General features: G+C 31.1%; 19 protein-coding genes. 9 read left to right on the plus strand and 10 right to left on the minus strand.

All coding sequences use genetic code 11. The features are described 5' to 3' along the window. Nucleotides 1-14: 14 nt before the first annotated feature. Nucleotides 15-1,373 carry a sensor histidine kinase gene (locus BQ9840_RS06960; RefSeq protein ID WP_077369100.1) on the minus strand — a complete coding sequence of 453 codons (1,359 nt, stop codon included), beginning with the start codon at nucleotides 1,371-1,373 and terminating at the stop codon, nucleotides 15-17. Further along, nucleotides 1,370-2,032 carry a response regulator transcription factor gene (locus BQ9840_RS06965; protein ID WP_077369101.1) on the minus strand — a complete coding sequence of 221 codons (663 nt, stop codon included), beginning with the start codon at nucleotides 2,030-2,032 and terminating at the stop codon, nucleotides 1,370-1,372. The genes BQ9840_RS06960 and BQ9840_RS06965 overlap by 4 nt, the downstream gene beginning before the upstream one ends. A gap of 235 nt (nucleotides 2,033-2,267) precedes the next feature. Here BQ9840_RS06965 and BQ9840_RS06970 point away from each other — a divergent pair, with 235 nt between their 5' ends. Then, a complete protein-coding gene (locus BQ9840_RS06970; protein ID WP_077369102.1) occupies nucleotides 2,268-3,452 on the plus strand; it encodes a serine protease HtrA in 1,185 nt (394 codons plus the stop codon). Between the two features lie 72 nt (nucleotides 3,453-3,524). On the opposite strand, the gene BQ9840_RS06975 is transcribed toward BQ9840_RS06970, so the two are convergent. The 3 genes from BQ9840_RS06975 to BQ9840_RS06985 form a co-directional block, all read right to left on the minus strand. Next, nucleotides 3,525-4,778 (minus strand): hypothetical protein, encoded by a 1,254-nt coding sequence (locus tag BQ9840_RS06975; RefSeq protein ID WP_077369103.1) that lies wholly within the window; start codon nucleotides 4,776-4,778, stop codon nucleotides 3,525-3,527. 108 nt (nucleotides 4,779-4,886) lie between these two features. Next, nucleotides 4,887-6,329, minus strand: coding sequence for a phospholipase D-like domain-containing protein (locus tag BQ9840_RS06980; protein WP_077369104.1), 1,443 nt, complete (start codon nucleotides 6,327-6,329; stop codon nucleotides 4,887-4,889). A 57-nt stretch (nucleotides 6,330-6,386) separates the two neighbouring features. After that, the gene (locus BQ9840_RS06985; protein ID WP_077369105.1) at nucleotides 6,387-7,274 is read right to left on the minus strand and encodes a LysR family transcriptional regulator; all 888 of its coding nucleotides are present in this window, start codon (nucleotides 7,272-7,274) and stop codon (nucleotides 6,387-6,389) included. A 119-nt stretch (nucleotides 7,275-7,393) separates the two neighbouring features. Between BQ9840_RS06985 and BQ9840_RS06990 the strand changes: the two genes are divergently transcribed. Next, entirely contained in the window at nucleotides 7,394-8,584 is a 1,191-nt protein-coding gene (locus BQ9840_RS06990; protein WP_077369106.1) for a coenzyme F420-0:L-glutamate ligase, read from the plus strand. 158 nt (nucleotides 8,585-8,742) lie between these two features. Here the strand turns inward: BQ9840_RS06990 and BQ9840_RS06995 are convergent, their stop codons facing one another. Next, the gene (locus BQ9840_RS06995; RefSeq protein WP_077369107.1) at nucleotides 8,743-10,929 is read right to left on the minus strand and encodes a DNA topoisomerase III; all 2,187 of its coding nucleotides are present in this window, start codon (nucleotides 10,927-10,929) and stop codon (nucleotides 8,743-8,745) included. A gap of 239 nt (nucleotides 10,930-11,168) precedes the next feature. Here BQ9840_RS06995 and BQ9840_RS07000 point away from each other — a divergent pair, with 239 nt between their 5' ends. Then, nucleotides 11,169-12,506: a TldD/PmbA family protein gene (locus BQ9840_RS07000; protein WP_077369108.1), complete on the plus strand. Its 1,338-nt coding sequence runs from the start codon at nucleotides 11,169-11,171 to the stop codon at nucleotides 12,504-12,506. A gap of 12 nt (nucleotides 12,507-12,518) precedes the next feature. Then, a complete protein-coding gene (locus BQ9840_RS07005; protein ID WP_077369109.1) occupies nucleotides 12,519-13,751 on the plus strand; it encodes a metallopeptidase TldD-related protein in 1,233 nt (410 codons plus the stop codon). Nucleotides 13,752-13,795: 44 nt separating this feature from the next. On the opposite strand, the gene BQ9840_RS07010 is transcribed toward BQ9840_RS07005, so the two are convergent. Genes BQ9840_RS07010 through BQ9840_RS07020 form a run of 3 tightly spaced genes read right to left on the minus strand, consistent with a single transcriptional unit; the run spans nucleotide 13,796 to nucleotide 17,092 of the window. Next, nucleotides 13,796-14,506, minus strand: a complete 711-nt coding sequence (locus BQ9840_RS07010) for a pseudouridine synthase (RefSeq protein WP_077369110.1) — start codon at nucleotides 14,504-14,506, stop codon at nucleotides 13,796-13,798. A gap of 28 nt (nucleotides 14,507-14,534) precedes the next feature. Next, nucleotides 14,535-15,194, minus strand: a complete 660-nt coding sequence (locus BQ9840_RS07015) for a YczE/YyaS/YitT family protein (protein ID WP_077369111.1) — start codon at nucleotides 15,192-15,194, stop codon at nucleotides 14,535-14,537. Between the two features lie 2 nt (nucleotides 15,195-15,196). Next, a complete protein-coding gene (locus BQ9840_RS07020) occupies nucleotides 15,197-17,092 on the minus strand; it encodes an ABC-F family ATP-binding cassette domain-containing protein (RefSeq protein ID WP_077369112.1) in 1,896 nt (631 codons plus the stop codon). A gap of 198 nt (nucleotides 17,093-17,290) precedes the next feature. Here BQ9840_RS07020 and BQ9840_RS07025 point away from each other — a divergent pair, with 198 nt between their 5' ends. The 3 genes from BQ9840_RS07025 to BQ9840_RS13080 all read left to right on the plus strand — a co-directional run bounded on the left by BQ9840_RS07025 (nucleotide 17,291) and on the right by BQ9840_RS13080 (nucleotide 19,874). Then, nucleotides 17,291-18,874 carry an ABC-F family ATP-binding cassette domain-containing protein gene (locus tag BQ9840_RS07025; RefSeq protein WP_077369113.1) on the plus strand — a complete coding sequence of 528 codons (1,584 nt, stop codon included), beginning with the start codon at nucleotides 17,291-17,293 and terminating at the stop codon, nucleotides 18,872-18,874. Nucleotides 18,875-18,896: 22 nt separating this feature from the next. Further along, nucleotides 18,897-19,337, plus strand: coding sequence for a YaiI/YqxD family protein (locus tag BQ9840_RS07030; RefSeq protein WP_077369114.1), 441 nt, complete (start codon nucleotides 18,897-18,899; stop codon nucleotides 19,335-19,337). A gap of 114 nt (nucleotides 19,338-19,451) precedes the next feature. Then, nucleotides 19,452-19,874 (plus strand): NAD(P)-binding domain-containing protein, encoded by a 423-nt coding sequence (locus BQ9840_RS13080; protein ID WP_369800180.1) that lies wholly within the window; start codon nucleotides 19,452-19,454, stop codon nucleotides 19,872-19,874. Here the strand turns inward: BQ9840_RS13080 and BQ9840_RS12710 are convergent. Continuing rightward, nucleotides 19,808-20,008, minus strand: coding sequence for a hypothetical protein (locus tag BQ9840_RS12710; RefSeq protein WP_369800181.1), 201 nt, complete (start codon nucleotides 20,006-20,008; stop codon nucleotides 19,808-19,810). The two genes, BQ9840_RS13080 and BQ9840_RS12710, sit on opposite strands and share 67 nt — an antisense overlap. A 249-nt stretch (nucleotides 20,009-20,257) precedes the next feature. On the opposite strand from BQ9840_RS12710, the gene BQ9840_RS07040 reads away from it, so the two are divergent. Together BQ9840_RS07040 and BQ9840_RS07045 are read left to right on the plus strand one after the other, a co-directional pair. Continuing rightward, complete coding sequence (locus BQ9840_RS07040; RefSeq protein WP_143254320.1) at nucleotides 20,258-20,701, plus strand: hypothetical protein; 444 nt, start codon at nucleotides 20,258-20,260, stop codon at nucleotides 20,699-20,701. Between the two features lie 26 nt (nucleotides 20,702-20,727). After that, nucleotides 20,728-21,261 carry a hypothetical protein gene (locus tag BQ9840_RS07045; protein ID WP_077369117.1) on the plus strand — a complete coding sequence of 178 codons (534 nt, stop codon included), beginning with the start codon at nucleotides 20,728-20,730 and terminating at the stop codon, nucleotides 21,259-21,261. Nucleotides 21,262-21,406: the final 145 nt, after the last annotated feature.

The following is a 21,406-nucleotide window of genomic DNA, read 5'->3' on the forward strand; positions in this document are numbered from 1 at the left end:
GTGGTGGATGTTTTTTATACTGTTGGAACTTCAATATTAAAAGATACTCCACTTTCTTCGTTTTTTGCCCAAATCTTAGAATCATGTAAGGATACAATTCCATATACAATTGCTAAACCAAGGCCATGTTCTCCTTTGTACCCTTTGCTGAATTTACTAAAAAGAGAATCCAAAACTTCTGGTTCCATATTAGGGCCATCATTCCAAATACGCAGTACCCCAGTATTTTCCTCTTGTTTATCTAATGAAATAGATATTTCACTATCTGCATAGCGTATCTGATTGTCTAATATATTCTCTAAAACCACTCTCCACAACTCAATATCACCGCTAATATTTACTTTTGATAAATTTAAATGCCACTCCAATTCAGGTCTATTCCAAGATAGTCTATCAACCACTTCTTTTGTTAAAATATCTAGTGAAATAATTTCTCTATTTAGCTCATGATTAGATAGATAATCAAGTTTCGTCAGATAAAGCAAATTCCCTATACGTTTTTCTAGTCTTTCAGCTTCTTCATCTATAACCGATACTGAACAGTCAAGATCTCCTTTTGGATATATACCATCCTTTATAGCTTGTGCAAAACTACGAATAACCATAACTGGAGTTTTTAATTCATGAGATACATGTTGCAAAAATGCCTGTTGTGCTTCATCTTGTTGTATCAACTGATTTCGAAGTTCTTCTATTGACTCCCCTAGTTTACCTATTTCATCCTTTCTATTGACTACTACTGCTTCATTCCACTCATGGTTTGCAAGTTTTTCAACACGCTTTTCTAATATAACTAAAGGTTTAGATAAGTATTTTGAAAGCCAAATAGCAGGTATCCAACTCAAAAGAAAAACTATAGTCATAATCAATGCTAGCTTCTTAAATAGTGTCTTAACTAAATCTTCTCTATATGAATCCCAAACATATGAAACCAAATAAACCTCTTGATTTAGTGCCTTTCCCTTGGTAATAACATAAAATATCTTTTCATTATCTACTTTACCGCTATACCTCTGTCTCACACTTTTTTGAGTTTTTATATCATTTCTAACCTTATTTAAAAAATCAATTGATAGAGAAGGCGATATTACTATTTGATCTTCATCATATATTATAAAATGATTTACTGTTCTGATATCTTCTAACTTTTGTCTTGGTTTTTCTAGATTTTTTGGATCTAGAAAGTCTTCATAGAACTCATCTGTAGAACGATAAAATAGTAAATCTTGAGCACTTTCAATATTGGCATATATTTCCTTGGTGAAAAAATCTCTTAAAGTCAAAGGAAGAAGTATCGATAACATTATAGAAATACACAGTGTTATTGCTGCAAAAACTATCCATATCTGTACTGATAATGGCCAATTTTTCATGATTTTATCATCCTATAGCCATATCCATAGATTGTTTCAAGGTTTAGTTTAGGCATCTTTTTTCTCAATCGTCTTACCAAATCATCAACCACCCTGTCTGTTCCAAAATAATCTTCTCCCCATATAGAATTGAGTATTTGCTCCCTAGAAAGTGCCAAACCTTGATTTTCCACAAAATATACCAACAAATCAAATTCTTTTGATGTTAAATCGAGAATATCATCCTTTAACTTAACAGTTCTGCTTCCACTGTCTATACTGTAAGGTGGAATCTCCTGTATTTGTGAATCAGTACCATATACTCTTTCTAAAAGATTTCGTGTTCTAATAACTAATTCCCTTGGCAAAAAAGGCTTTGGCAAATAATCATCACTACCAAGTTCCAATCCTACAACTCTATCTATATCTTGATCTCTTGCTGATATAAAAATAACAGGTACATTAGGAGAAACAAGTTTAATTTCTTGAATAAGTTGATATCCATTTATATCTGGAAGCATAATATCTAGTATCCACAAATCAGGTGGATCATTAATAGCTTTTTTGGCCTCTTCTCCTGTTAAAAAAGCAGAAACCTTCCATCCTTCCTTCTCTAAATAAGAAGTTAAAACTAAATTTAAATTATTATCATCTTCCACTAAATATATCCTAAAAGACATAATATCTCACTCCTCTATATGAAAATCATTATATATATTTTATCAAAAAAAACATATATATGCATAGGTACTAACTATAGTATTCAATAATAATATGGCATTATAATCATATAATTGTGGGAAATTGTGAAATTTATAAAGAAAAATTTATACAACAAAAACATATTTCATCCATATTTCTATCACAATTGATTATTAATATATAGTTACAGTAAATATTTGAGGAGGTAATAATATGGATGATGAAAGAATCGACATTATTGAATGTAGCGAATACACAAAAGATGAAAATAAGAATATTGAAAAGCCAAGGAAAAGAGGATTGCTGCCATTTTTTATTATAGCTTTAGTAGCATCAATTGTTGGAGGTGTAGTATCTTCATATATAGCTCCAAATTATCTATATGGAAAATGGCTACCTACACCTAGTATATATAGTACAGAAAAATCCTATGACGCCCAAAAAACAAATATCGTTGTAAACAATGAAACCTCTATTGAATCTGCAGTTGCTAAAAAGGCAATGGGAAGTGTAGTTGGTATTACTACCAAAGAAGTTGTAGGAAACTTTTTTGGTGAAACAGAAGTAGAAGGTACAGGTTCTGGAATAATTGTAGATGCAAATGGGTATATACTTACTAACTCCCATGTAGTAGGGGATGGAAATGCTAAAGAGATATCTGTATTATTTGAAAATGGAGACAAAAATCCAGGCACTGTATTGTGGAATGATAGTGCAATTGACTTAGCTATAGTGAAAGTAGATAAGGCAAATCTACCTGTAGCTGACTTAGGAGATTCTGACCAATTAGAAGTAGGAGAAACTGCCATTGCTATAGGAAACCCACTAGGATTGGAATTCCAAAGATCTGTAACTTCAGGTATCATAAGTGGTCTCCACAGATCTATTCAAGTAGATGAAAACAATGTAATCGAAGACTTGATCCAAACAGATGCATCAATAAATCCTGGAAACAGTGGAGGACCACTATTGAATGCCAAAGGTGAAGTAATAGGCATAAATACAGCCAAAATAAAATCTGCTGAAGGATTAGGATTCTCTATACCAATAAATACAGTTAAAACCATAATTGAACAAGTAATCAAAGAAGGAACTTACAAAACAGTATTTATTGGTATAAAAGGAGTAGAAGTTGAATTATATGAAAGACAATTGGGTATAGATTTAAGTACAGATGATGGAGTAATAGTCATAGAAGTATCTCCTAACTCCCCTGCTAGTAGCGCAGGACTAATGAGTGGAGACATAATTGAAAAAATTGATGATAAAAAAATAGAAAATATGAACCAATTGAAAAAGGCTCTTTATAAATATAATAAAGGAGATAGTGCTACATTGAGTATCATAAGAAATGGTAGCAAAAAGGAAATTGAAATCAAGTTTAGTGAATTAAAATAGCCAAACATTTACCCCCCTATTTAGTTTAATATATTAAAATAGCTAGTAGATAAATCTACTAGCTATTTTTTATTATTTTGTAGCTGCTTCAGTAGCTGCTTCAGGTACTTCTATTGATTCCATTTGTTGTTTCATTAAATCACTCATACGTAAGCTATTTTCTTCAGTTGTCTTAGGCATTTCTATTTTTACATCTTTATTGATATTGTACATATTTGTATTAAACTCTATTCCAAGTTTTAATTTACCTTTAGATTGAACTTTTGTTTCTACTCCAGTTGTCTCTTCAGTTTTAGTTGCAGTTTCAAAAGCTTTTCCAATAGCTTCTAGGTCAATAGCTAAATCTATATTTCCTTTTGTATGAACTATATATCCATCACTATTCATTCCATACTCGATAACTATCCCTTTGTCGCCTAACACTTTAACATCTTCAAGCTTATCCATGAATTCGTTAAATTGTTTTTTAATATTTGGTAATTCTTCTTTAAATTTGTCTAATCCTTCTTTTACTTCTTCCTTCATTTCTTCTTTTGACATTTGTTCTTCTTCAGGTATTTCCATGATATTTACTACATCGCTCATATATTCTTCAATAAATTTAATTGTTTCTTCATTTTCCAAAGAATTGTTTACTGCATTTCTAATAAGTTTTTTAAAGTTTGCATCATCTAAATTTACTTCATAGATATATAATGACTTTCCATTAGCAGAACGTGTTCCTTTATATTTCGCCATTTTAACGCCTAGGTCAAATTCTTTAAAGTAATTATTAAAGAAATCAACGTATTTAGTTTGCATATCCTTACTAAATTCCATTAACTTGCTATTGTTAACTTCTTCTTGACCTTCTGGTAATTCCTTCATCATTTCTTCAAAATCATAGATTAAATATTCTTTGTTTGGATTTTCTGGAGACATCATTCCCATAATCATTGCAGGCATCTTAATGATTTCCAACATTTCAGGATTATCCTTTGACATATCCATATCAACCCAAGCTTCCATTGGCATTTTCATGTCACCAAAAGTCATATCCATATCTACATATGCTTTTGTCACTGTTTTTTCTTTGTTTGTCTTTGATATTTGATGCATGCTAATTTTTGAATTGTCAAGCATATTAATTGCTTGTTGAAGCATCATTTGTTCTTCTTCTGAGAAATCTGTTGCTTCTAATATAAAAGTAACATCTGTATCACTTTCCAATGAAGTTATCTCTTGATTTTTAGCAAATCCCTTATAAAGTCTTTGTTCAACACCTGTACAACCTGTAAAAGCTAAAGCCAATACTAAAACTAATGCTACGACTGAAACTTTTTTCATAGTATCCCCTCCATTTATGTATTTGTGTCTTAATTATACACATACCTGCCACTTATTACAAATAAAATTTTAAATCTCTATTTATAATTAATATAGTATAATAAAAATCTATAACATATAATCAAATAAATAAGTAATTATAGATACAAACCTTATAATAATTGGTTTAGTAAAAGGTATCTCTTCCTCTTCTATGAGAGAATTATCTACATAAGAATAGTCCTCTGCTACCATTAAACTACTCTTCATATCTTTCTGTACTTCTCTTTCTAAGGCCTTTGAAAATTCCTCACTATCAATTACAACCATAGTTTCAGTGCTAAGATGAGTACTCCTTGAATCAAAGTTAAATGAACCAACAAGGCTAATCCTATCATCAAAAATATACGATTTAGCATGTATAGAACCCGGCCCTTGAAACTCATATACATTTACACCTTGGTCAACTATATCCTCCCTATGTCTTATATATCCTGAAAAAGCCATTACATTAGGAGTTGATCCAAGAGAATTCGTTAAAACATTTATTTTACTAGGTGAAACATTGACCCCTTCTAAACAATCAACCATTTCTTTTGTAGGGATAATGTACGGACTTTGTATAAAAATTGATTTCTCTGCTGACTTCATCAGGTTTGTAATCTCATAAAAACACCATGGCTCTTTATTTAATCTTTCAATAGGATTGTGTATTAAAGTTACTTTATTAGTTGGTAAAGACAATTCCATCCAATCAAAATCATTATTGAACATATTAGGTCTAGTAACTCTAAGATTGTTTATATATTTTTTTAAAGAATTTGCTTTTCCTTGTCCCTTTTCCTTTTTATTTAAAGTTAATCTTTTAGATGGATATTTTGAATACTCATGATTCCATACAAAATTGTAGTATTCACTTACTTGGCTAATAGCACTACTAGAAATATTTTCATCATCCGTATTGACAATAACAACATCCCTATCATTAGTCTTTTCTCCATCATAGCTATCTGGTGCAAAATACCTATCTCCTATGTTTCGCCCACCTAACATAGCATACTGTTTGTCCACTATAATAATCTTATCATGGAGTCTATTGTTCCAAGCCCAAGGCTTAAATATATTAATTGGTTCATAATATTTAAATTCAATATTAGGATATTCCGTAAGAGCATATTCTATGTCTTTCATTTTAGTTAAGTTTGATATTGAGCCATCTAAAAGTAATCGAATTTTTACTCCCCTATCTGCAGCTTCTAAAAGACATCCTGTAAAGATATCTGCAGACAAACCCTCATCTATTTTAAAATATGATATATCTATAGTTTCATTAGCGTTTTCAATAAAATTAATACGAGCTAATCCTGATTCATACCTGTCTTCTACAAGCGCCACCCTATCCTGACCAACGCTGTCCCCATAAAATCTATTAACCGGATGCGTATCTAAATATTTGCTATCCTTGTGCTTATAAAAACCAAAAACAATAGCTCCCAATACTAGAGCATACAAGACATAAATTATAAAAATATAGTTACCTACCTTTGCTATACTTTTAATATTTATACCCATATGTCAAACCCCCTTTAATATATAATACCACATGAGTCATGATTCCGTGACTCACTTCTAAGCCTTCTTTTCTAATATCTCAACAAATTTCTCTGACGCTGGAGATAGTGAAACGCTCTTTAGTGAACAAACTCCTATACTTCTCTTAGGTATTGGCTCAGTTAACTTAACTTCATATAGGTAACCATACTCTAAATACTCATGGGAAAATTCACTGACAACACAGGATATACCTAGATTGATCTTTGCAAATTCTAATAATAGTTCATGAGAGCCAAGTTCAATCTCCGGTTCAATTTTTATACCCTTAGATAATATATACTCCTCTACATACTGCCTAGAGTTTGATTTAGGCTCAAGTAATATAAGTGGAAACTTTGATATTTCTTCAAAAGACAATGTCTTAGAAATAATATCTTTATACTTTTCTCCACATACAAATATATCATGAATATCCATTAATTTTTTTGTTTCTATAGATGAATCTTTAATAGGTAAATTACATATAGCAATATCGACTTCTCCTGATTTGAGTAAAGTAATAAGTTCTAATGTTGTACGATTGATAACTTTTAATTTAATATTAGGATATTGATTGTGGTATTTTTCTAGAAAAGGTAATAGAAAATAGCGAGAAATAGTATCTCCAACCCCTATTCTCAAATTTCCTACCATTAAATTCTTTGATTCCATGATCTTCTTTTCCCCTACATTGATTAAATTAATAGCAGAGTTTGCATATTCGAATAGCATTTGTCCTTCATTTGTAAGAATAACTCCCCTAGGGGTTCGAGTAAATAGTCGCAAACCCAATTCATCTTCAAGTTGCATAATGGCCTGACTAACAGCTGGTTGCGTCATATATAAAACTTTTGAAGCCTTTGAAAAACTCTTATGCTTTGCTACTTCACAAAATATTTTATACAAATCTAATCTAATAGACATATAAGCACCCCTTATATATAGTATACTATCTATTTATTTTACTTATACCACTAAATATTATATATTACAAGTGAAGGGTTTTGTTCCTTCTAAAATCCGAATATAAAGGAGAGATTTTAATGGAAAGAATAGTTGGAACTGTAGTTAGAGGTCTTCGTACTCCAATATTCAAAGAAGGAGACAATATAGTAGATACGGTTGTAGATACAGTACTCAAAGCTTCAGAAATAGAAGGTTTTTCAATAAATGATCGTGATATTATAACTATTACAGAATCTGTAGTTGCTCGTACTCAAGGAAACTATGCAAGCATTGATGCCATAGCAAAAGATATAAATAATAAATTTGGAAATGAAACTATTGGAGTTATATTCCCAATTTTAAGCCGTAACCGTTTTGCAATTTGTCTTAGAGGTATTGCTAAGGGCGCTAAAAAGATTGTTTTAATGTTACAATACCCATCTGATGAAGTAGGCAATCATTTAGTAAGTTTAGATGCTCTTGATGAAAAAGGTATTAATCCTTGGACAGATGTATTGACAGAAAATGAATATCGTGAACTTTTCGGATACAATAAACACACCTTTACTGGGGTTGATTATATTGATTATTATAAATCACTCATTGAAGAATATGATACTGAATGTGAAATTATATTCTCAAACAATCCTAAAACAATTCTAGACTATACAAAAAATGTTCTTGCTTGTGACATTCATACAAGATTTAGAACCAAGAGAATATTAAAAGAAAATGGTGGAGAAAAAATTTATAGCCTTGATGATATACTAACTGCATCTATTGATGGTAGTGGATTCAATGAAAACTATGGTCTATTAGGCTCTAATAAAGCAACAGAAGAAAGTGTAAAACTTTTCCCAAGAGACTGCCAACCTATTGTTGATAGTATTCAAGCAAAGCTAAAAGAAAAGACTGACAAAACTGTAGAGGTTATGGTTTACGGTGATGGTGCTTTCAAAGACCCAGTAGGCAAGATTTGGGAGCTAGCTGACCCTGTTGTATCCCCTGCATATACTAGTGGACTTGAAGGAACACCAAATGAAATCAAACTAAAATATCTTGCAGACAACAATTTCGCAGATTTAAGTGGAGAAGAACTTAAAAAAGCTATCTCTAAATACATTGAAAACAAGGAATCAAACCTAGTTGGCACTATGGAATCACAAGGCACTACCCCTAGAAGACTTACAGATTTAATTGGTTCACTATCTGATTTGACTTCAGGAAGTGGAGACAAAGGGACACCAGTTATATACATCCAAGGTTATTTCGACAATTACACAAAGTAACAGGACAAGGGGACAGGTTCACTGTCCCTTTTTGGTATAAAATAGGAGGCCACAGGTCTCCCCTACTAATATTGTTTTAATAACTTGATCTAATAGACACTCTACTTTTGGCACTAATATTTGTGAATAAGTTAGTAAGTTAGTGCCTGGCACTGATATTAAAGTTCAAGTTTCTTTAGTGCATCTGCTAAATCAGTATTAATTGGTTCATCGTTTAATTTGTTTTGTTGTTTTAAGTACCTGTTTACTTCCTTTTTAGATAGACCACTCTTCTGTTTTTTCTTTCTTTGATTAAAAGAAGAAAGTTTCTCTCTATATCCACATTTACATATAAATGTTTGGCCTTCTCCTTCTCCTCGTAATTCTAACTTTTTATGACAATTAGGACATCTTGCATTTGTCACTTTTGAAACATTTTTTCTATAGCCACATTCTCTATCTTGGCAAATAAGCATCTTGCCCTTTTTTCCCTTTACTTCTAGCATATACTTTCCACATTCAGGACACTTAACCCTTGATATATTGTCATGCTTAAAGCTTGCATCACTATTCTTTATTTCTTTAGTAATAGTTTTTGAATAATTTCTCATTTCCCCTATAAACGCATTTTTATTAAGTTTGCCTTTAGCAATTGCTTCTAGCTTTTGCTCCCATTCTGCTGTTAGTGCAGGTGATTTCATATCTTCAGGAACCAACTCCAGAAGTTGTTTACCTTTCCCCGTGATAAAGATATCCTTGCCTCTCTTTTCTAATAAAAAGGTGTTAAACAGCTTTTCAATAATATCTGCCCTTGTAGCTACCGTCCCAATTCCTCCAGTTTCCCCAATTGTCTCAATTAAGTCTTTGCTTTCTCCTACCATATACTTTGCTGGGTTTTCCATAGCTGTTAAAAGTGTTCCTTCATTAAATGGTGCTGGTGGTTTTGTGTGTCCTTTAGTTTTTACAATAGTAGACACTTTCAAGATATCTCCACTATTTATACTAGGTAAAAGCTGTTCTGGAACATCTTCATTAGCATCATCATCCTCATAGTTATTAGCATATATTTCTTTCCAACCCTGAGAAATAATCCTTTTCCCCCTAGTAAAAAAGTTTTCATCTCCAATTTTTGCTTTAATTGTTGTCTGTTCATATTCAAAAGGAGTATATAATACTGCTAAGAAACGCTTAACAACTAAGTCATATATTTTTCTTTCACCATCATTTAATTCACTTAATGACACTCTCTGTTCTGTTGGTATAATAGCATGATGATCTGTTACCTTGCTATTATCAACAAAGGATTTATTAGCTTTAATAGGATTTCTTAAAATTTTTGAAACCATTGGTCCATATTCCCCAATCCCACAGGCTTTAAGTCTTTCATCTAATGTTTCTACTATATCTGTTGTTAAATATCTAGAATCAGTCCTTGGATATGTAAGTATCTTATGAGTTTCATAAAGTCTTTGCATAATGGAAAGGGTCTCTTTTGCTGAAAACCCAAATATTTTATTAGCATCCCTTTGAAGCTCTGTCAAATCATATAATCTAGGTGAAAAAGTCTTCTTATAGGACTTTTCTACACCTATTATCTTTGCATCATTTCCTTCAACAGAAGCAAGTATATTGTCACATTTTTTCTCATCAAATATCCTTGTATCTTTATTTTTAGTATCCTTCCATATTAGCTTCAAATTTTTAGTTGTAGCATTTATACCATAAAACTCCCTTGGTTTAAAATTTTGAATTTCCTCTTCTCTACTTGCAACCATTGCCAAAGTAGGGGTTTGCACTCTACCACAAGATAGCTGAGCATTGTACTTACAAGTCAATGCTCGAGTAGCATTTATCCCAACAATCCAGTCTGCTTCAGCACGTGCTACAGCTGAATTATAAAGATTTTCGTACTCTTTGCCATCTCTTAATTTGTTAAATCCATCTTTTATTGCCTTATCTGTAACAGAAGATATCCAAAGACGTTTAATAGGCTTCTTTACATTTGCCTTTTCTATAATCCATCTTGCAACAAGCTCTCCCTCTCTACCTGCATCAGTTGCTATTATTATCTGCGATACATCTTTTCTATGCATTTGTGTTTTTACACTGTAAAACTGTTTACTAGTTTGCCTAATAACAACTAGCTTCATTTGTGATGGAAGCATAGGCAAATCCTCCATCCTCCATTCTTTATATTTTTTATTGTACTCCTCAGGTTCAGCTAATGTTACTAAATGACCCAAAGCCCAAGTAACAATATATTTATCTCCTTCTAAATAGCCATTGCCTTTTTTGTTACATTTCAATACCCTAGCTATATCTCTTCCAACAGATGGCTTTTCAGCTAATACTAATGTCTTACTCATGTCTTCATCCTTTCAATTATCTATATTTAAAATCTTTATTATTATAAGTTCATAAATTACCTTTTAGTATATTTGTTCGTTTCTACTACTGTGAATATTATATCACATTGGGACAGCTCTTAAAATCTATCCTAACACAGATGAGTTAATACCCGATACTGATATTAATGTTCACCTGGCACTTACATTTATGTTATAATTATATTAACAATATTATGAAAATAAAGGGGGAACTCCAAATGTTTAAATTCCCAAAAGGGCTCTATACAGATGTACGCATAGAGGATTTGTATGAGACAAAAATTATTTATACCATGGGCGAAATTGAGGAATCAAAAATTAGAAGTTATAAAGCAGCTTTTATAAGAATATTTGATGGTGAGAGATGGTATTATAGTTCTACATCAAATATCGAGAATATTCAAAACGAAATAGAAACTCTAGCTACATATGCAAAACCAAATGAAGAAATAAATAATAATCCAATTGTTACAAAGTTCCAGTCAAACAAAGAAAATCTAATTAAATTCAAAGACAATGATGTAACTAAAATCGAAATGAGTAAAAAACAAAATTTACTAAAAGAGTATTTCCCATTATTAAAGGCAAATGAATTAATTAAACATTGGAAAACCATATATGTAGATAAAAAAATTGATAAAGAATTCTACTCAAGTAAAGGAGCTCATGTTCTTTATGACACACAAATCGTTGGTCTATCCGTAAGAATGAACTTCGTTCATGGAGAAAAAAGATTTTCTGAAAGCTTCCAAAGAGGTTATGACAGCTTTGAAAAACTAACTAACAATGTTGAAGACTGCAAAGTATATATCAAAAAATGTGAAGATTTCCTACTTAACTCTAAAGCTGTCGAGCCTGGAAAATACACAGTTATATTGTCACCATTGGCTGCAGGAGTATTCGCTCATGAAAGCTTTGGACACAAGAGTGAAGCTGACTTCATGATAGGTGATGAAACTATGAGAAAAGAATGGGCTATAGGTAAAAAAGTAGGTAGTGACATATTGTCTATAGTAGATGATGGCAATGTTTCCGGCAGTGGCTATGTACCATTTGACGACGAAGGTACTAGAGCAGAAAAAACTTACCTTGTTAAAAATGGAAAACTAAGTGGAAGACTCCATAGTGGCACTACAGCTTATTATTTAGAAGAAGAATTAACAGGAAATGCAAGAGCAATTAATTTTGAATTTGAACCAATAGTTAGAATGACAACCACATATATAGAATCAGGAGATAAGACAAAGGAACAGCTAATCTCCGAAGTGAAAAACGGAATATATATTGAAACTATAAAACATGGCTCAGGAATGTCAACATTCACAATTGCCCCATCACTTGCCTATTACATTAGAGATGGAAAAATTGCAGAGCCTGTAAATATTTCAGTAATAACAGGAAATGTAATGGAAACCTTAAATGAAATTGACGGTCTTTCTGATAATGTTGAAATACTTAGCTTTATACTAGGCGGATGTGGAAAAATGGAACAATTTCCTCTACCAGTAGGATTTGGCGGACCATATGTTAGGGTAAATAATATTAATGTTCAATAGGGGGTGGATTAAATGATAAAGGAAAAATATATAAATAGAATAAAAGAAACATCAATAAATGTAAGTCAAACGAGAATTGATTCTATCAGAAATAAGGATATTGAAAAAACAGGACTTAGAGTATATGAAAATGGATGTATAGGATATGCAGGTGCTATAGGAAATTATGACGAAGGAGAATTGGAAAATAGAGCAAAAGATTCACTTAAAAACAATATCTCCTACCAATATGAACTAGAAGAAACTCATAAGAAACACGAAGATTTTTCAACAGAAATAATAAGTGAAGATAAACTGGTAAGTGAAATTGAAGAATTATTGACTTCCATTAGAAATGAACAATCTGATTTTTATTTCTCAAACAAAATATATCTAACAGAATCTGAAGTTAAAATTCAAAATGACAAGGGACTTGATCTATACTATAGAGACAGATTATTCTCTTTAGAATTACTTTTTAAGGAAAAATCCTCTGTCAATATTATGGATGGATTTGTAGCTTTTCAAGGCAGAAAATATGATCGTAATTTAGCATTAGATATGATAAACGAAGTATGTAATGCCTATAAAAACAAAGTTGAACTTCCAAAAAAAGAAGTACTACCTGTTGTATTTCCAACAGATGAATCTCTACCTTTGAAAAAATTATTGCAAGATTTAGATGGAAACAATTTTGGAAGTGGAAGTTCACTATTAAGTGACAAAAAGAATAAAAAGGTATTTAGCGAAAACTTCACATTATATCAAAATAACAATCCTGTAGATACCTTTACTCCATTCTTCGATGCTGAAGGGGTTATAAACGAAAATTATAGATACAATCTTATTCAAGACGGAGTAGTATTATCTCCATATACTGACAAGAGAACAGCTAAAAAATATAATATTCCACTAACAGGTGCTGCAGTTGGAGAATATGATAGTCTTCCAACATTAGGAGAACCAATATTGACTATTGAAGAATCAGAAAAAACTGCTAAAGAATTACTAAATGGCGAAATGGGGATTTTTGTACTAATGGCTTCTGGAGGAGACTTTACCCCTGAAGGAAATTTTGGAACTCCTGTACAATTAGCATTTTTATTTGATGGAGAAAAACTAATAGGCAGACTCCCTGAATTAAATGTATCTTCAAATGTATTTGATATGTTTGGAGAATCCTTTAGAGGAGTAAGCAAAGATACAATAAGTCCTCTTTCAAATAGCAAATACTTAATTATGGATATGAAAGTATCAGAAATGTAATAATAAATAGTGATACAAACTGAGTCAAGGGCCCGTCCCTTGACTCAGTTTGATATCTTGGAATTAATGATTTTCAACTCCTCTTCAGTTAAATATCTCCACTTTCCCAGTGGTAATCCTTTTAGTGTTATATTCATAATTCGAATTCGTTGCAATTTCACAACCCTATATCCTAGCTTTTGACACATTCTTCGAATTTGACGATTTAATCCTTGAGATAGTACGATTTTGAAGGTCTTGTCGTTTATTTTAAATACCTTACATTTTTTTGTTACTGTATACTCGTTTTTAACGGGATTATAGATCTTTACTCCGTTTGACATATCGTTTATAAACGAAGGAGTAATTTTCTTATTTACAGTCACAATATATTCCTTATCGTGATTGTTTTCCTCTCTTAAAATCTCATTGACTATATCTCCATCATTTGTCAAAAGAATTAACCCTTCTGAATCTTTATCAAGCCTACCAATGGGAAAAATTCGTTCAGGATAATTTACAAAATCAATGATATTTCCTTTGATATGCCTCTCTGTTGTACAGGTAATTCCTGCTGGCTTATTTAAAGCAATATACACATCATTTTTCTTTTGTTTTAAAAGTTTGCCATTTAATTCAACCTTATCATTTTTCTCCACATTATATCCTAATGGTGCAATCTCCCCATTAACTCTTACTTTATTTTGTTTGATTAATTCATCTGCTTCTCTCCTAGAGCAAATCCCTGTTGATGAAATAAATTTATTTAATCTCATAAACATCTCCTTACCATGTTCTTATTATCTATTTTGCAGCTAATAGCTTATCTTTAATAAAATTAATGTCATCAGATATTAATCTTTGTTCAACTTTGCTAACATCAAATTTCATAATCCTAAAAGCAAGCTGAGTAAAATATCCTCCCCCTACTGCCATAATCACTGTTCCAACCCCTACTTTTCCACCTAATATATAACCTATTATCAATGCTCCTAATTCAATAGAAGATTTTATTAATCGAACAGATTTATGTGTTTTTTTAGTAAGAGCCACCATCAAACTATCTCTAGGTCCAGCACCTAATCCAGCACCAATATAAAGATAACAACCAAATCCTAAAATGAACAATCCAATTAACATCATAATAAGACTTTGTAAAGTTCCATTAAAAGTTGGAATTATATTATTTAACATTAGTAAATCAATAAATAATCCAATAAATATCATATTACATAGTGTTCCCCATCCTATTTTTTCTCCTATTATAATATCTAATATTACTATAAAAACCCCAACTAATATATTTGCTTTACCTATCGTAATATTGAAAATATTTGCAATCCCTTGATGAAAAACATCCCATGGGGATAGTCCCAAATTTGCATTGATTGTCATAACCATACCTACAGCACATATAAAAAGCCCTATAAATAACCTCACATATGTTAACACTGTTTTTTTCATATTTACTTTTCTCCTCCGTCCCCTATCTTAATTTTCTCTACTAATTCATTGAGATAAACCCATCTATCCATCTTTTTTTCTAACTCAAATTTTAGTTTTTCTTTTTCTTGAAGTAGTTCCTCTAAAGCTACATAATCAGTTGAAGCTTCTTCCATTTTTATTTCAACTTCATGAATTTTATCTTCTAAATCTGATATGATATCATCTATTTCTTCATATTCTTTTTGTTCTTTGAATGTTAATTTTAGTTTGTTCTCCCTTTTTGGCTTTTCTTTCTTAGCAGGTTTTTCTACTTCTTTTTTTATTTCTTGTTTTTTCTCCAAGATATTTTTTTTGTAGTACCAATAGTTCCCTGTATATTGAACTATTTTTCCTTCTCCTTCAAATACAAAAACTTTTTCTGCTAATTTATCTAAGAAATATCTATCATGAGAAACTACTATAACAGCTCCCAAAAATTCTTCAAGATAATCCTCTAAAATAGTAAGGGTTTCTATATCTAAATCATTGGTAGGCTCATCTAATAACAATACATTAGGTTCTTCCATAAGTACCCTAAGTAAATGAAGCCTTCTCTTTTCTCCTCCCGAAAGCTTAGCTATTGGAGTCCATTGTACATAAGGTGGAAACAAAAATTTCTCCAGCATTTGAGAAGCACTTATTTTTACTCCTTCCGCTGTTGTTATATTGTCTGATCCTTCTTTTATATAGTCAATAACTCTTAAACTATCATCTATATGATGAGTCTCTTGTGAATACAATCCTATTTTTACAGTATCACCTATTTCAACACTTCCGGCATCAGGTTCAATATTTCCTGCCATTATATTAATAAGGGTAGACTTACCACTACCATTTGGCCCTAATATACCTATTCTATCATCTCTCAAAACAATATAATCAAAATCATCTATAATTTTTTTGCCATCATAGGATTTTGATACATGGTTTAATTCTATTACCTTTTTCCCAAGGCGCCTATTTCCTACTGATATTTCTAAATTTTCATCTGGTAATAAATTTGTTACCCTTTCATTTAGTTCATTAAAACGATCTATTCTAGCCTTTTGCTTAGTAGATCTTGCCTTTGCACCTTGTTTCATCCATGCCAATTCTTTTCTCAATAAGCTTCGTCTCTTTTTCTCACTGGCAACTTCCATTTCTTCTCTTTCAAGTTTCTTTTCCAAGTAACTATTGTAATTTCCCTCATATGAATAAAGATTCCCACCATCAAGTTCAACAATTTTATTAACTACCATATCTAAAAAATATCTATCGTGGGTTATCATTAATAATGCACCTTTTCTTTTTCCAAGGTATTCTTCTAGCCATTCTATTGTATCATTATCAAGATGATTTGTTGGTTCATCAAGTATAAGTAGTTCTGAAGGATTGATCAATGCACTAGCTAGTGCAATCCTCTTTCTTTGTCCACCTGATAAATCCCCTACTTTTGCCTTAAAGTCAGTAATCCCCAGTTTAGTCAACACTGCCTTTGCTTCATTCTCCAAATTCCAAACATCCATTGCATCCATTTGATGAGTAAGTCTTACAATTTCTTCACTTGGAGTATTTGGATTATTAATAGCTTCTTCGTATTTTCTAAGCAATACCATATTTTTTGAATTGCCTCTAAAAACCTGTTCCTCTACAGTAGCATTAGGATCAAATGCAATTTTCTGAGGAAGATATCCTATTCTAACTGCACTTCCCTTTACTATTCTTCCTTCATCTGCTTCTTCGATTCCTGCTATTATCTTCAAAAGAGTAGTCTTTCCTGTACCATTTATACCTATAAGGCCTATTTTATCTCCTTCATTTATTCCTAAGCTTATATTTTTAAGCAATTTATTTTCATTATAGCTTTTTGAAATATTTTCTACATTTAATAAATTCATATTCTTCCCTTTCTTTTTTCTTATAATCTCCACAACGAATATTATAACATAATAAACAGTAGGGACGATTTTTTTTGTTGAATTTCAAACAAAAAGAACCGTCACAGCTGTTTGAATATTGTTAGTGAAGTATTCATGATTTTATGATATAATTACACGATGTTTCATAAATTTCATGTAAGGGAAGGTACTAATAAATTGATAACTGTAACTAATGTAAGCTTAAGATATAAAGAACAAAAACTATTCGAAGATGTAAATCTAAAATTCACACCAGGAAATTGCTATGGAATCATTGGGGCAAATGGAGCTGGTAAGAGTACATTTTTAAAAATATTGTCTGGAGAATTAGAACCAAATGTTGGTGAAGTAAGTATTCCTTCAGAAATTCGTATGTCAGTATTGAAGCAAGACCACTTTAAATATGACAATTATCAAGTATTGGAAACTGTAATTATAGGTAATCCCAGACTTTATGAAATAATGAAGGAAAAAGAAGCTCTATATGCTAAACCAGATTTCACAGATGAAGATGGAATAAAGGCAGCAGAGCTTGAAGCTGAATTTGCCGAACTTGACGGATGGAATGCAGAATCAGATGCTTCCTCTATACTTCAAGGACTAGGTATTGAAACAAATCTTCATGACAAAAAAATGTCTGAACTAACAGGTAATGAAAAGATGAAGGTGCTACTTGCCCAAGCCCTATTTGGTAAACCAGGAATACTATTATTAGATGAGCCTACAAACCATTTAGACAGAAAAGCTATCGGCTGGCTAGAAGAATTTCTAATAGAGTTTGAGGGAACTGTCATTGTAGTATCCCATGATAGGCACTTTTTGAACAAAGTTTGTACCCATATGGCAGACATAGACTATGGTAAAATTAAATTATATACTGGAAATTATGACTTTTGGTACGAATCTAGCCAATTGGCACTTCAAATGATGAAAGATCAAAATAAGAAAAAAGAAGAAAAGATAAAAGAATTGCAAGATTTTATTGCTCGTTTTAGTGCCAATGCATCTAAATCAAGACAAGCTACTTCTAGAAAAAAACTATTAGAAAAAATCACTTTAGACGAAATTCAACCTTCAAATAGAAGATATCCTTTTGTTTCTTTCCAAATGGAAAGAGAAGTAGGTAATGAAATACTTACAGTAGAAGGATTATCTAAAACTATAGATGGAGTTAAAGTTTTAAATGATATTAGTTTTAGAGTTTCTAAAGGTGACAAAATAGCCTTTATTGGAGAAAATGATATTGCTAACACCACTCTTTTTAAAATATTGAATGGAGAAATGGAACCTGACTCTGGTAGTTATAAATGGGGAATTACCATAACTAAATCCTATTTCCCAAATGATAATTCTAAGTTCTTTAATGATGTTGATTTGAACTTAGTAGACTGGATGAGACAATTTTCAGAAGAAAAATCCGAAAGCTATTTACGTGGTTTTTTGGGGAGGATGCTCTTTTCAGGAGACGAACCTCTAAAGCAAGCTAAGGTTCTATCTGGCGGAGAAAAAGTAAGATGCATGCTTTCAAAAATGATGCTTGGGTATGCTAATGTTTTAATACTAGACCAACCTACAAACCATTTAGATCTAGAATCTATTACGGCTCTAAACAATGGATTAAAGGACTACAAAGGAATAATATTATTTACTTCTCATGATTATCAGTTTGTACAAACAATAGCTAATAGAATTATGGAAATCACATCAACAGGTTTAATAGACAAACAAATGACCTATGATGAATATTTAGAGAATCTATGATACAATCATATTAGGTGATAATATGAAAATATTTGTTGACGGTGATGGCTGTCCTGTTGTAGATTTAACTATTGAAATAGCTAAATCATACGATATAGATGTTGTAGTAGTTAAAAACTACTGCCATGAAATATATGATGATTACGCTAATATTATAACTGTAGATAAATCATCTGATAGTGCTGATTATTATATTGTCAATAATGCTACTAATGGTGATATTGTAGTTACGCAGGATTATGGTCTAGCTGCAATGGCTCTTGCAAAAAATGCCATGTGTATAACTCAAAATGGCCTAATAATAACTTCTGATAATATTAATCAGCTTTTAGAGCGAAGGCATTTCAATCGTGAAATGAGAAGGAAACATAATAAATATACAAAGTTCAAAAAAAGAGATACAAAATCAGATATATATTTTGAAAATAATCTTAGAAAATTAATTGAAAATCTTAAAAAATAAACCTACACCCTAATGTACAGGGAGTAGGCTTATTTTTTTATTGATTTTTTCATTGATTCTCCTAATCATTTTATGTTACTATTTAAATGGCTCATATCCTTTTGGAATGGGACTATGGTACAAGGAGTGAAAAAAATGAATATAGGTTTTATAGGTGCCGGAAAGGTTGGCTGTTCCTTCGGACACTACCTCAAACAGCAAGATTTACCTATTGTTGGCTACTATAGCCGAAGTAAATCTTCATCTTTTTATGCCGCAAACCTAACTAGAAGCTCACCTCTTGAATTTGATGAGCTAACCAAAAAATCTGATTATATCTTTATAACAACACCAGATGATGTAATCAGCAGCATATGGAATCAAATGCTTAAATATGATTTGGAAGGCAAATTCATATTTCATATGAGTGGCTGTTTATCTTCTAGTGTATTTAAAGGTTATAAAGATAAAAATGCACACTGCTATTCCCTTCATCCATTATATTCTTTCGCAGGGAAAAATTCGTCAAGCTTAAGAAACACCATTGCATCCATTTGATGAGTAAGTCTTACAATTTCTTCACTTGGAGTATTTGGATTATTAATGGCTTCTTCGTATTTTCTAAGCAATACCATATTTTCTACATTTAATAAATTCATATTCTTCCCTTTCTTTTTTCTTATAATCTCCACAACGAATATTATAACATAATAAACAGTAGGGACGATTTTTTTTGTTGAATTTCAAACAAAAAGAACCGTCACAGCTGTTTGAACTAGGTGTAGTAATAAATGGGTCAAGGGGCAGTCTCCTAATTCAGTTTGTTTGCAGAATATTGATAATATATTGACGATTATGAATAGTTTATATATAATTTATATACAAATGAATATTATTGTATAAATGCTTTTTACTAACTCTAATATCATTATAAATATTAAATGGAGGTGAAGAAAATCATTAAAAAAACTACATTGATATTGATAATTTGCTTGTTGTTATCTATAACTGGAATTTGGGGTCATGCAGAAAATCCCGATGTCGATGGTATTGAGATTCAATATCATGCTGACTGTCCAGATTCTCCAGATGGTATACACTCTATGAATCTAATTGGTAGAGGTTTTTTATATCAAGAGGATAGAGATCACAAAATACAGAAAAAGTTAATTGAAAATGGTAATACTTTTAGATGTGAACATTGTGGACATTACTTTATATGTACTGGTAGACCACAATTGGGCTGGCCAGTAGCAGATTATTTAACAAGTGGAGACATGTATTTATATGGCATGTTGCATAATAGCATATTTGAATTTAGAACAGATTATTCTGAAACTAATTACACTTCTGATAACACTATAGAAGGGTATAGATTCAAATAGTGGCACTTCAAAAGGAGATGTGTATATTGAAAAAATTCAGATATATTATAACAATATGCCTAATATTATCATTAATTTTAATTGGTTGTAATAACAATAATTCATACAAAGAAGAAACGAAAAAAATAGAAAAAACTATAGAATTATATTTTAAAAACTACTATAGTATAGAAGATTATAAAATATTAGATGACAATAATGAATCTTATAAAAAAGAAATTAATCTAGTTGAAAGTGTGAAAGAATGTACTACAGAAGAATTTTATAATAAGCTTAAATTAAAAGGTGGAAGTGGAACTATAGTAGATACTGCTAAGGATAAAAAAAGAAATATAGAAGTTGAGAACATTGAATATGAAATAAAAAAACCTGAAGATATTAAGGATTTAAAGGACGAAATATCTTTACAGTATACAGTAGATTTTAAATTTTATAATGAAGATAAGGAAGATATATTGAAAAAGGAAGGTCAAATTCGACTTAAAAAAGTTAATGGAGAATGGAAAATTGATTATGAGCCAGGCTATATACCGTATTATTTATTAGAAAAACTAAATTAATAACTAAAATATGATATTAGAGTTAGTGTTAATATTTTTTATATAATATGTTGAATAACAACATCTTGCTGGCATTTGATCAGGTTTTTTTATTTTTACTGTCTACTCGATAGGGCTATTCATGTAAGGGAGTAGGTTTACTTTT

Origin of the sequence: Anaerosalibacter sp. Marseille-P3206, from assembly GCF_900155565.1 — a bacterium.
In the GTDB taxonomy this organism is placed as follows: Bacteria; Bacillota; Clostridia; order Tissierellales; family Sporanaerobacteraceae; genus FUHM01.